At 37.7% G+C, this 12,871-nt stretch carries 15 protein-coding genes; all 15 read left to right on the plus strand.

All coding sequences use genetic code 11. From position 1 onward, the window contains the following. Positions 1-22: 22 nt before the first annotated feature. Entirely contained in the window at positions 23-499 is a 477-nt protein-coding gene (locus M2444_RS22970) for a hypothetical protein (RefSeq protein ID WP_280788145.1), read from the plus strand. Continuing rightward, positions 468-1,226, plus strand: coding sequence for a hypothetical protein (locus M2444_RS22975; protein WP_280788146.1), 759 nt, complete (start codon positions 468-470; stop codon positions 1,224-1,226). Before M2444_RS22970 ends, M2444_RS22975 begins: the two co-directional genes overlap by 32 nt. A 55-nt stretch (positions 1,227-1,281) precedes the next feature. After that, positions 1,282-2,376 (plus strand): hypothetical protein, encoded by a 1,095-nt coding sequence (locus M2444_RS22980; protein ID WP_280788147.1) that lies wholly within the window; start codon positions 1,282-1,284, stop codon positions 2,374-2,376. Further along, positions 2,373-3,218 carry a ThiF family adenylyltransferase gene (locus M2444_RS22985; protein WP_280788148.1) on the plus strand — a complete coding sequence of 282 codons (846 nt, stop codon included), beginning with the start codon at positions 2,373-2,375 and terminating at the stop codon, positions 3,216-3,218. The genes M2444_RS22980 and M2444_RS22985 overlap by 4 nt, the downstream gene beginning before the upstream one ends. 201 nt (positions 3,219-3,419) lie before the next feature. Then, positions 3,420-4,247, plus strand: coding sequence for a hypothetical protein (locus M2444_RS22990; protein ID WP_280788149.1), 828 nt, complete (start codon positions 3,420-3,422; stop codon positions 4,245-4,247). A gap of 76 nt (positions 4,248-4,323) precedes the next feature. Further along, the gene (locus M2444_RS22995; RefSeq protein WP_280788150.1) at positions 4,324-5,190 is read left to right on the plus strand and encodes a hypothetical protein; all 867 of its coding nucleotides are present in this window, start codon (positions 4,324-4,326) and stop codon (positions 5,188-5,190) included. 182 nt (positions 5,191-5,372) lie between these two features. Then, the gene (locus M2444_RS23000; protein WP_280788220.1) at positions 5,373-6,293 is read left to right on the plus strand and encodes a DNA adenine methylase; all 921 of its coding nucleotides are present in this window, start codon (positions 5,373-5,375) and stop codon (positions 6,291-6,293) included. Between the two features lie 79 nt (positions 6,294-6,372). After that, complete coding sequence (locus tag M2444_RS23005) at positions 6,373-6,744, plus strand: hypothetical protein (RefSeq protein WP_094875977.1); 372 nt, start codon at positions 6,373-6,375, stop codon at positions 6,742-6,744. 455 nt (positions 6,745-7,199) lie between these two features. Beyond that, complete coding sequence (locus M2444_RS23010) at positions 7,200-8,639, plus strand: DNA cytosine methyltransferase (protein WP_280788151.1); 1,440 nt, start codon at positions 7,200-7,202, stop codon at positions 8,637-8,639. A gap of 26 nt (positions 8,640-8,665) precedes the next feature. Continuing rightward, entirely contained in the window at positions 8,666-9,010 is a 345-nt protein-coding gene (locus M2444_RS23015) for a hypothetical protein (RefSeq protein ID WP_280788152.1), read from the plus strand. 174 nt (positions 9,011-9,184) lie between these two features. Next, positions 9,185-9,661, plus strand: coding sequence for a DUF1292 domain-containing protein (locus M2444_RS23020; RefSeq protein ID WP_280788153.1), 477 nt, complete (start codon positions 9,185-9,187; stop codon positions 9,659-9,661). Positions 9,662-10,282: 621 nt separating this feature from the next. Next, the gene (locus M2444_RS23025) at positions 10,283-10,648 is read left to right on the plus strand and encodes a hypothetical protein (RefSeq protein ID WP_280788154.1); all 366 of its coding nucleotides are present in this window, start codon (positions 10,283-10,285) and stop codon (positions 10,646-10,648) included. Between the two features lie 231 nt (positions 10,649-10,879). Next, positions 10,880-11,413 (plus strand): hypothetical protein, encoded by a 534-nt coding sequence (locus M2444_RS23030; RefSeq protein WP_280788155.1) that lies wholly within the window; start codon positions 10,880-10,882, stop codon positions 11,411-11,413. Between the two features lie 60 nt (positions 11,414-11,473). After that, positions 11,474-11,965 carry a hypothetical protein gene (locus M2444_RS23035; protein WP_094875983.1) on the plus strand — a complete coding sequence of 164 codons (492 nt, stop codon included), beginning with the start codon at positions 11,474-11,476 and terminating at the stop codon, positions 11,963-11,965. A gap of 67 nt (positions 11,966-12,032) precedes the next feature. Beyond that, entirely contained in the window at positions 12,033-12,812 is a 780-nt protein-coding gene (locus M2444_RS23040) for a hypothetical protein (RefSeq protein WP_280788156.1), read from the plus strand. The last annotated feature ends 59 nt before the right edge of the window (positions 12,813-12,871 follow it).

A 12,871-nucleotide genomic window follows, 5' to 3' on the forward strand; every position in this document is an offset into this window, starting at 1 on the left:
TAATCTTCGAATGATGAAACTCATGGATGATCTTGGGTACTCAGGCAGTCAATTAGGACAATGGGGAATATTCAATGAATATGAGGATACAATGACCTTTTTAATTTTTGAGGAGTGTCTTCATCTGTTATTCCCAGGAAGTGAGATTGAATACTCTGAGAATCAAAACGAAAGTGGAATGTACAATTTTGACTTTGTTATTGAAAACCCGGATTTTTGCCGGATAAAACAACAACTCAACTTTGAACAAGTGGAAAAGAGATATTCCCGCTTCATAGAAATGGGCGATGATTATTCAGCAGCTGCATGTTCTGTTCTATGGAGAGAAGAAGAGGTGCTGGTCATTCGATTTGATGACTATCCGGGTTACATGAGCTTTTACCTGGAATTATTGGTGCCAGCTTCCGAATTGACGGAAAAACTGATTTCTATAGCCAAAAAGAAAGAAAAAAAGGAGCAAATCGAAGATGACCAACTATCAAATCTCCTGGTCGGATGAGGCCCAAAAAGCTGATACTCATGTACATGTCCTTGTCTCTTCAAACGAAGGGACTGAATTACTCAATAGCGAAATGACTTTTGGTCATTTCTTTGAAACTATGATGGATGCCGAAGTTTATGAAGCAAGAGATCAAACTGTCATAGGTTTGAGAAAAGAAACGAAGAAGATCGTCGGATTTAGACGAGAGAGAAACAGTCAGCTTCGGGTGGAGACACCGATTATGAACAATAACTGGATAAAGCATATTTACAAAAAAGACGAAGACGAACACTTAGTGGTCTGTGAACTCTCCAAGAAAAATTGGGATATGTACTATCATCAAACCTTCTTGGAGGCAGTAGGGCATCCACGGATGATTTTCGCCTATAGAATCTCTAATGGAGGATATATTAATAAAATTAACATTTTCTCGATTAAAGGCACTCGGCAAATCAAAGGCGATACAATGCTCTATAAGTATCCCTATGCCAATGTCACGATCGGAGGAAGTGTTTGTATGGGTAACAATAACCTTCCTAATATCAAGAATCTCAGTCAATGTTCTACGCTGCATAATATGTTTTTCGGCTCACCGAGTTCGGATTGCTATTTTGGAGATGGAAGAAATGATTCCGGAATTACGGAACTGAGAGAGTTGTACACGAAAATGCAACATTCAGAATTTCCTGAAGACTGGCTTATCTCTGAAGGGATGACATTCGAAAAATTTCTAAAGCGCTTCTAAAAAAATGCTGAACACTACGAAATGATAGATTTAAAAATTCAAGGAGGACAATACAATGACACAAGATCAAAGAACACAGATGGATATTTTCGACTTTGCTCCTGAAATAAAACCAGTAGGATTGGAAAAACCACAAGTTCCAGCAAAAACTACTACTAAACCAATCAAGCCAGCAAAAGCTGTACAGCAGGACAAATCAGAATCGTTTGAAATTAATGCTGAAACCCGCATTAAATATGACGGCACGCTGACCCCCATTACAGAATATTTTAGCGCTAATGAAATTTCTGAGGGGATAGTTGACAAAGATGGAGAAGAGGGAAAGTTGCGCAAAATTACTGGCAATGATTTACGACTTCGAATGATGGATGAATGTGGTGAAATGAGCGAAGAGGAATACTGTACGATGGTCTTATTTAAAGGGCCCAACCTTGTGGTTCCTACTATCCATGCCAAAAAGCGGGGTGCTGTATTAACCAGATTCACTGGTATCTATGCTTCTTTGGAGGAGGCCAGTAAGGACGGCCGCCGTAATATGTACATTCCGTCCGCTGATGGATGTGTATATCATATTCGTCAAAGTGAGTTTTTCTCTGTTAGCCAAAAAGCAAAAATTGTACCTGATACAAGGCAAATTGTAGAAGGTGTGAAAATCACCCTTCCCAGAAAAATTGACTGGTCTTTCCTTTGCCGATTTATCAGCGCATCAAAATTCTTTGCTGAAACATATCGCGTCGAGTTATATGGTGAGATTTATTGGAATTATAATTCTCGTCAATACTTGTTAGTGTTTCCACAACAAGTAGCATCTTTAGAGAATGTAACTCCGCTTGAAGATGATAGTATCATCCCAGTTATTGAGGAATGGGTTAAAGTAGTGGAGATTCATTCACATCATTACTGGGAAGCTAACCCTTCCAAACAAGACGATGAGAGTGAGACAGCCAGCTGCCTATACGTCATCGTTGGGACGTTGAATAAACTGATGCCAGATATCACATGCAGAATTCATGTAGATGGGAAATTTTTCGGAGTAGATCCAGCTGAGATTTTCGAATCCCCTTATGATAAGAAACATTCCGAGGACTTTTCTTGGCTTCTAAAAAAAGTAACAATCCAGGATACTCCGCAAAAGGAGGAGGTCCTGTGATCTCACTTCCTACAGTGCATCCCCCATTTTTCTACATCGTTCAGCTTGGATCTGGAGGAAATGGCTCGTACATCCTGCAGCAGGTCGTTCAGATGATGAATATCTTTAATGTGGCCGGATGTTACACGATAGCTGATCCAGATACGGTGGAATCCAAGAATCTTGGCAACCAATTATTTATTCCCAAAGACGTTGGGTTCAAAAAGGCAGAAGTGCTGGCTAAGCGTTATTCTGGGCACTATCAAATTCCTATTCGTTCATATACGAGAGAATTTGTACAAGATGAAACGATGTTACGTCAACTCTTTTCTTATCGGGATTATCTTGCTCTCGGACGAAGAAGCTTTATTCCGATCTTGATTTCCGCGGTAGATAATAATTTCACACGTCAAATGATGCACCGTTATTTCGAATCAGAAGATAACCTCATCTATCTAGATGTTGGAATCGAGGGAGCTAAAGTGCCACAAGACGGACGTAGTCGCGAGAATTGGACTGCTCAAGAAGAAGAGAATTATCGGAAATCCGGATGGGTAGGACAGGTTGTCTGTGGAGTAAGATGGAAAGGTGAGACCTTACTACCTCCAGTTGCTGAAGTCTTTCCTGATGTGCTTGAAGACGATGATCCTATTGCGCCATCAGCAACTGCATGTTCAGAGATTGTGGTGAGCGAGCCTCAGCGCCTTCTTACTAACAAATTCGCAGCGCTTGAAGTTGTGTCCTTTTTTAATGAAATCTTCAGTGAAAATAGGATCAGCAATCATATGTCCTATATTACACTTCAGAGCAAAGTGAAAGTACGAACCATTCAGGCTAGTGCTGATGTGACACTTCAAATTTAATTAAATATTTTCAATCGGAATTTTTGATGAGATCTTAAATTATCAACAATTTACGCAAATCTGATAGTCAAAATTTATGAATCAATAAATTTTCATCAAACAGCGGACTGAGTAGTAAATCAGTCCGCTGTTTTTATTGGCGCTTATATACGTAAACGATTCTCATGATTCTAAGAATTTTATCTAAGGAGTCGATAATGAATGATTAACTACTTAACGGAAGTTGCAAGAAGCTATAATGACGAGCAAATTACTCTTATTTGTGAAGAGATAGACCGCTCTAATCATTATGATCAAAAAACTCATTTATATGGTCTTCTTTCACAGCTGCCTAGAACTAAGGAATCTGGAAACGTGATGAAAAAGGTCTTTTGGGATATGTATTTTCATCGTAATACTCAAACATTTATCATCGATCAAGGCTGGTTTGTTAAGAAAAATAAAAAAGGAAATGAGAGTCATGATGACTTCTTTCAGGAATGGTTCAATCATCAAATTTTGACTCCTTTCCTGTTACAAGATGAACTTGCTTACGATCATGAAATACGAGTAGGAAACGATGGAACTCTTTTTGATGCATTCATGTGGAAAAACTCGTTAGTTCATATACTGGATTGTCATACTAATGTGTTCGGAGATAAATACACTGTGATATTAGTGCCAAAATCAGAAATAGGAGTTCTTCTTCTCCAGAAGGTTTCAAGAAAACTATCATCATTACCTGCCTTTTACTCAATTTTGGCTGATATACCCTATTGGGTAGGTGATAGATGCTTGCTTATTCCACAAGAACCATTAATCAAGCAAGGCGTGCAGCCAAAACCTAATTCAAGCCAGACAGAACCCGCTCCTGAGTCCGAAAATATAAAATGGGTCCTTCATTGTAGCTGTAATGACGAAAATGCTAGAAATGCTATTAAACGACTAAGTGATGATGATCTTAGGTATTGTTTAGAAAAAGAGACACGAAAAACAGGAATTCAAAATTTATTAAAGGAAGCTCGTAGCCGAAATTTCATCGATATTTAAGTTATTGAGGCACTATTGCTTCATTCGATTTATGCTTTTTTAACAAATCCGACTGAAGGTTAAAGGAGAGAGGTTTATGGAATATAAAAATGAAAATTTTGATGCAGCTGGTTGGAAGGTTAGCAGCAAATGTGGTGTTACTAAAGCTCAAATACTCAAAACATTAGAGTGGCTACCTGAAGATGAAGAGTTGATATCATTTCAAGTTGATCGAAATCAATCTTTAGTTGTTGGTTTTATCACTTGTGCAGCTGGCGAACAAGGCGAGCTGGAGATTAGAACTTTATTAGAAGAAATCTGTGAAGATTGTTCTAAGGAAAGAGAAGACAGGGTCTATACTACAATTTCTGGTCTTCAGATATTTGTTGACTGCGATAGTGAGTCTAATATTGTGCCTTCTTTGGTTACTTATCAGGCAGAGGGCTGTGTAGACGGCCAAGTAGACGGAGAACAATGTGATTTCTGTGCAGGCACGAGTTTAGTAAGTGAGGGGGAACCTGGTTCAGAGTCATATGATCTTATGAATGAAATCAGTATCGATGAATCTGGAATCTTTGATGTAAATCATAAGGATTTTTTATTCGAGGGACTAGGAGTACTGATGGCTAGTACTGATGAAAGAACCTTAAAACATATCATAAGAGCGATTGGTACGAAAAATATAAAAAATAATCTTCAGCTTCTATGGAGTGGTTTTTTTCGGGTGCATTCAAACTATTATCCGGAGGAAACAGCTCGTTCCATCTTCAATACAATGACTGATAAATTAGGTTTAGGATCAGCAGTAATACATGTTACTTGTAAATGTGATGCCTGCGGGCATCGGTTTCATATAAATGAAACTGAAGAATTCGAAGGAATCGTAAATGGAGAAGATTTTGATGGACAAGTTTGTAACCCTTGCTATGAACAATTAAAAACCGGCACATATGATAACAAATAATTATGGCAGGCTTTTGCAAACTAAAAATAACTAAGGGCACAGTTAACTAAACATTAACCGTGCTCGTTTTCTTTTATAAGTCGTGTGTTAAGCTTTCACGTATAAGAAAATAAATCAAGTAGGTGACTCTAATGTATCTTTGTAGGTTTTGCTCCGCTGAACAAGACGAATCTGAGTTGGAGATGGATGCTCAACATAAGGGTTATTGGTGCGTATATTGCGACGGATATACTTACCTAAATAATACAGAGAGTGTTCATCGTTTTATATTAGTAATGGAAGAAAAACAGACGCAAACCCATCGGCCTCCAACACTTAAACATAAATTCAGATCTCAACTAAGCCCGCTTCGATATCCTGGTTCTAAAGGAAAGGTAATAACATCACTTTCAGAATTAATTGTACAAAAGCATACGGAGCGTTTAGTATCCCCTTATACAGGTGGAGGAAGTGTAGAATTAGCTTTGCTGGCTGCCGGAATGGTGAAAGAATTACACCTGAATGACTATGATTTCGGTGTATATTCTTTGTTTTATTTGATTAAAACCAACCCTCGTCCTTTAATTCATTGGATAGCAAATTTCACACCCACTCATGATAAATTTTTCGAATCCCGAAAAATAATTAAGGATAAATACAAAGACCAAGATTTGTTCGGAGCTGCTCTTTCTTTATTGGTGGTGAACCGGCTTGCCTTTTCAGGTATATATAAGGCTAATCCACTTGGTGGGCGTAACGGGGATCAGAATTCTTTGTTATCTCGCTGGAATCCACTTAACTTAATCGAAAGAATTAAGTTTATTCACCAAATGAGCAAAAACATCACGATTACTAATGACGATGCCTGTGAAGTCATTGAAGAAGCCTATTGGGAAAATCGTACGACACTTTATATTGATCCGCCCTATGTAAAGGCAGGTAAAGATCTGTATTTGCATTACTACGATAAAAGAGACCATATCCGGTTAAATGTGTTATTAGAATCTCTTTATCACGGAATGCCTGGAGCTGATATTGTACTGACATATGATGATGATCCTCTCATCACGGAACTTTACCAGTATCCGGAGATCTTTAAGCTCGCCCGGCGATATTCTATATAAACATCTATCTAAAGATTAGAACTGGCTATGTCGATACATAAAGTAGGTTTTTATTGGCATACAAATTGGAGGCTAAATAGTGAGAAAAAAAGTAACTATCCCAGCTGCAGATCTTTTGAAGGAGGTGGGGTCAAATAATGCCCTAGTTGATGTTTATCTGCATCCTCACGAAAACAAGATCATTATTGTGGAGAAGAAAGAAATCACATTTTCTAATCTGAGAAGGATTATGAGTACTACAAATTTAATAGCTGATGTTGAATTGGATGCAGAAAAAAAGAATTTGATTGTCGAAACCGAAAAAGAGATCCGGTTAGGTGATTCAGACCAATTTATACTTTCTGAAAATGAAGTAAGTTATATCGGTGTAGGACAGAGCAGTAAAACGAATAGAGCGAGAGAAAATTCACTCCGTTTAAAAGCTATAAATAAACACTCTCAGTCAGAATAACAAGACGACTTTAAGCTTGGTAAGGTACTTCAATATTCTGAAAAACTTTTGAAGTTTTGTATATAATCGAGTACAATAATACTATATCCATTATTTATCCTAACCTAGTCAGATAAAAAGCCATGTACATTTAAATATGATGATGGCAGGCAATTAATCAGACAGCGGACCGTGAAAACGGGTATGGTTAAGGAAGAGCTTATACGACCGTAAAGATATTATTTACAGTAGTCGAAATTGCTAGTGTAGTTCAGTAAGTCAATGGCAAGGAAGTAATCTATCTGGCCCCAGACTATTGATCTGAATTACAGTCTATTTTCAAGAGAGAACATAAAATTTAAATACGTTATAGAAAAAACGCAAACCAATGGTTTGCCTTTTTTTATATAGAGCCCATAAGTAACTCTACGGAGTGCTTATGGGCTTTTTATTTTGTCGAAGGGAGTTGGGACAATATGTCACTAACATTCAAAAAAGTATACACTGTTTCAAAAAAGGGAAGGAACCGGCCGCGAATATGGCTATATGAAACCGTATCGGAGGCAGCCGGCTTTCAGATTGGCCAACCACTTTACATCAGTTTGGACGTCGAACAACAACAAATCATTATTCAGAATGCTCCTATTTCTGACGATGATCATGTAGTTCATGTGACCGGAAAAAAGAACGAAACGTCAGGTAAGTTACGTCCGATCGTAGACACTGCTAAAGATAGTTATCGTTCGATTATTGATGTAAGCCAAAAAGCAGAAATTTGTGTTTACCGTGAAGGTGAGATGAGCAAAGTCATTATTCGACCTCTAAGATATAACTCTTTTGATAAAGAAGTATTAGTAAAACCGGATGATGAACGGATTACCACTTTTACGATCTGTAGCGGAATGGGAGTTGTAACAGCTGCCTTTCAGGAGACGGGCTATTTCACATCCGTTGGGGCAATTGAGCTTGAAGAAGACAGCTCATCTGTATATAGGCATAACTTTAAGTCCAGTTTTGTTTTTAACGGTGACTTAAGGGACTGTTCGACAGTCGCAAAGGCAGATGTAGCAATTGTAACGCTGCCATGTGACAAGCATAGTCTTATAGGTGATGGTGAAGGTGCAGTTTTTAGAAATTTGGCCTTTGCGACATCGGAGCTTATAAGAGCAACAGAATGTAGGGCAGTTTTCTTCGAAAATGTTCCTCAGTTTTATGAATCGGAGGAATATCAAGATATTAAAAATCTTCTTATGAACGATTATCCATTCTGGCAGGAGCAGCGAATTGAAGCAGCTGATTTTGGTTCCCTTGCTCGGCGTAAACGAGTGTATGCTTTAGCTGTTAAGAGTGAAGAAGATTTTCTTCATTTTCAATTCCCTAGTCCCCCAAAACGTACTATTAGAAAAAAAGTACGTGAATACCTCGATCGTAAAGGAACCCCACATGAATGGAAGCCTCTTGAAAAGTGGATGCAGAGCTTCACCAGCAAAGCAGAAAAAGGAAACAGTTGGAGTGATAGAGGTTTAGCTAAGACGTTTGTAGATGAAATGGCAACGGAAATTCAGTGTATTCCAAAACGGTATACAGCTCAATCTGCTTCCTCTAGCTACCTGCTATCAGAAGATAGAAATTACTTTCGATTTTTCTCTATAAATGAGATTCTACGCATCCTATCCGTACCAGCATGGTTTGAGATTCCTGACTATATCGGGAAGATACGCCAGTATGAGATGTTAGGCCAATCCGTTGATTGTAGAGTCATAGCTTCGATAGCTAACCGATTAGCCGCAATGATCTACAAGGTGCGAAGAAATAAGATTGAAAATTCATCTTATAAGGAAAAAGATAATCAAAAGATGAGATACTCTATTCCCATTTCTCTAAATCAGCATGGACAACTCGAACTTGTCTTCTAACTAAATCCATAAAGGGGAGTAAAACTATGACTACCAAAGAACATGACAATGAACAATTTCTTTTGCAATTCGTAAATGAAGGTATGCTTTGCGATGAAGCTTCGTACTTCGAGAACTATCAATTCTTCCGTAACTCGGTTGCTTCAATCATCGATAGTTATCTTGCCGAAAATGGCCTCTGGAATGACGGAGTTAAAGAACGGTTTACTGAAGACGGCTATGTAGTAGCTTGGATTATAAAAGATAATCGTATAGAAAAATTCTGGTCGTATTCATTTGATGGGGAATTAACAGTAGCGGAGTTTGTAGAGTCGACCCTTCCCTTACCAGAAATCAACGAGACCCAAATAGGAGAGAGATTAAACGAATGAAATCCACAATATAGAGGACTTCGGAGCCAAGAAAATAATTGACGTTCCCGATCTACTATCAGCAGTAATCTGATGCTATAACATTGAAGACGATCTGTGGAGTAACGACGATTCTTTAATAATTACAACGATAAATGTTGAATAAAATAAAATAACCAATTGGAGGAATAAATAATGAAAATGGTAGGTTTAGTGGATAGCTATGAAGAGGCACTGATATATGCTGAAAAGTATAATGTAGATATTTTAGAGAAGAAACCAATGGAACTCATCCTGGCTATTAATGAGTATCTGACATTGGAAGCAATCACCCTTCCTCAGCCAGCTGGGATCAGTGGTGAAGAACTCAAAGAAAAGTTGGAATTGGAAGACATACTCATTCTGCAAGACGAAGATGGGAACCAAAATCCTTATCGCCTGCGTGATCGTTTTCAAGTCGAGGAGAATTCATATGTTTCTTTAGTACGTACTGATCAGGAAAAAAACAGTGAATATGATGTGTATTTTTATCGCTGGGTTCCTGGTGATCTGCAATTATTCGCACTAAAGGAAGATGAGTGGATTAAGGTTGAAAAGAGCTACCAGCTACAACGAGAGCAGCATAAGGAATCAGAATTAGAAAACGGTATAGATACTGAAAGCGGAGAGTAATTGGTATTAGCATGATAAAAAGGCTGCTATGCTTCTGTTCATATACATCATCATCCTAGAAAATCCTCAGATAAGAGCCCGGACCTTCCGGGCTTTTTTTATATGTTGAGCGTTTCAATAATATAGGCTAAAATATAAGTATATTCTTTATTTGCTTCTTTCCTTGGAATAAGTCAGTGTCTAGTACATGAACTCATGATGTGGACCATAAGGACTTATTTGGCGGACGATTGATGGAAGGGAAAGAGCACGTGTGAACTTGACCTTGATTAGGTTTCAAGAAGACACGGAAAATGAATGCAGTCAGGTGCCAGTATTTTTTATTACTTCACTTTACTATGTTCTGTTCAAACTGTTACTACTGGGATTATTCAAGAAAAATAAAAAGATTCTACTTTAGAATACAAGAAACGCTTATTTTGCTGAGTCCAGCAAATGAGCGTTTCTTTTTTTATATACAAAAAAGTCGAGAAAGATGGGATGAAAATGACGAAAAACTGTGCCTGTATTAACGCTAATTGCCTTTGTGATAAATTGGCCGAGATTTCAACAAACCAATCAAACGGTTTAGAAGCTGAATAAAGCTTTGACTCGAAATACTCATTATAGGGGGAAATCACATTGAGAAATAAGGAAATTATGGAGAAAGTGATAAAACTAGATACACAAACTTTATTTAGTAGAGAACAAAGCGCGCGGGTTATGGTGCAGATTGCTATTATACGTAAAGCCTTTGGCGTTAAAAATGATGAAACAAACAAGCCTGTTATAGACTATGACAGAGAACTTATATTAACTGATGATAAAATAAGAAAAGAATATGAGCAATATTTAAAGTTTTTGAAGTGGTCAATTGAAAAAAAGGATTTAGATAAAGAAAGAGAATTTAAAAATCAGATCAATTATTTTATTGACGGTGTAGACTTTTTCCATAAAGGTTTAGCTGATGAATTTAAAAAAGATGTATTACAGTACGTAAAAAGCTAACACTCATTTCATCAGTACTTGGAGATTTAAAATGAATTGGACAGATGCTAAAAAAAATTGATAGCAAAATTAGAATTAGAGAAACAGCAACTACAGTATGAATCCTGGTGAATGCTGTATGAGCACAAAGGAACGTCTTATCTTGAATGCTACAGCTCATGATTTTGCAAATCATTTGAGGGTAACCTCGAAGAGTTGAGACGGAATAAGCAGCAGTTCAAAGAGAGCAGAATGTTATCGAAATTGGGTTCCACTAATAGGAATCTGGCACTTTGGAATGAAGCTTGCTCTCAATACAAGGAATTAGGTCCATTTGCTTACTACCACTCTACACAAGATAATCATGCAATTGGAATGCGCGAATTTGAATCTGATCTAGCTATTCGAATTGGATCTATAGGCTATCGCCGTATCAATAAATTTACTGAATCAACTTGGTTTAATGAGGACAACTCTTTATTTGGAGGACGCGGTTTTGACTTGCTCCTTCCAGATGGGAATCGTGTGTACATGGACGTTGAAGTTGAAAATAAGTGTTTATACATTTCTCAAATTAAGGTGAAAGAAAAAGGGATTGGGCTAGGTAACCGAGTTATGGAATTGGTTAAGGATCTAGTGCTGAATTCTGAGTATATTCAAAGAGTAGAAGTATACAAAGTGACGAACCATGCATTTTTTCGAAAATTTCAATGGTTGAAGGAGAAAGAGTTTGGTGATTTTATTTCTTCTACTAATCAGGCAGCTCATTCCAATTTAATTGTGTAGCTGCTGTAATCAAATACACGGTCATATGGTTCAACCATCTGATAGAAAGCGAGGCTTAGTATGTCTAACCTACAATTCGATTTGTATTTCTGTGACCAATCTGTTATTGAACTCCATGGTCTACATAATCTTGGCTATCCAGTTCACCCGGACAGTAACGAGAATATATATGTCTTTAAATATGAAAGTGATTCAATTTGGTACAGTAAATTGAACTGGACTTTAGAGGATATAGATCGTGCATGGGTTCAAGTAGTGGGAGAAATTGATCGTTCCTCCATTCATCCCATTGATCAATTCAAAAGAAATGAGAAGCAACAGGCAAGCGGTATAACTCGAATCTTTTTAAAAGAAATTTTGAGACGAAGTGCTGAGCGAGCAGATAAAAGAACAAAAGAAAAGTTAGAGAATGAAGCTAGAGAGAAACGCCTGGAAGAGGAGAGAAAGCGGGTCAGAAAAAATCTAATGAGACCTTTTTTAGCTACTCGTAATCCGGTATGCATTCAACATGTATACGGCACAACATTGGATGAACATGCAAAAAGCGTGTAACTAAATAAAGTTGCAACGGGCAGCCATAGGCTGTCCGTTTTGCTTCTCTAAAAAGGAGAGAATTATTATGAAAGCAATTATTGAAAAGCTCATTGGATTGATGATTGAAATGGGTAGTCCTTTCGAGGAAATTGAATCGGAGGGCTTCATTTCATATTCAAATGTCAAACTGATATTAAGCCGGGATTTATCTCTTGATCGTGTTCATTGCGCAGGGGCTTTTCCGTTAAGCAAACGGTGGCCATTTTACTCGTGCAGTATCATGATCAGTGTCGTTAATGGAGAGGGTAGTCACCTTTTTAGCGAAACTCCGTCCCAGCAGTTTACCGATCACTTGGCAAATGCCATAGAACAGATAAAAACAGCTTATCTTGAGGAGCCGGAATTTCCATACCAAGTTACTCAAGATATATTGCTCGATACTCTTGATCGTTACAATTCGAAGCCAACCTTCGAAGATTATCGGTTAAAACAAACGCTTACAAAACATTATAAAGTTATGAACAAAGAATGGAGACAAAAAAAGAAAGATAACCAGAGAAAGAAGAAAAACATCATTGACCGTTTGATGAAACTCAAAAATAGTCTGCCCTACTCAACTCGCAAGGATATTTTAGCGAAAAAGGGTGTCCGACTTATTCAATTAGCAAACGGTTTGTTTAAAGCTGATGATATTCAAAACTCCCAGAATTATTATTCTGGGTATGGCGCTACGCGGGAAAGAGCATTACATCGATTGGAAAATCACCGCAGGATTTTTTCGCCTGAAGAAGATATTCACTTCAATAACTCTTCACAAGAAATTCTTGATGATTTTGACGTAATTGAAATAATTGTCCTTGGCTGAGCACAATCTTAATGTGCTGAGATGCTTGTAAAGGGCTCTTACTTAAGGAGAAATGAATA

This window comes from Paenibacillus sp. PastF-3 (genome assembly GCF_029893135.1).
Classification (GTDB): domain Bacteria; phylum Bacillota; class Bacilli; order Paenibacillales; family Paenibacillaceae; genus Paenibacillus_AQ; species Paenibacillus_AQ nitricinens.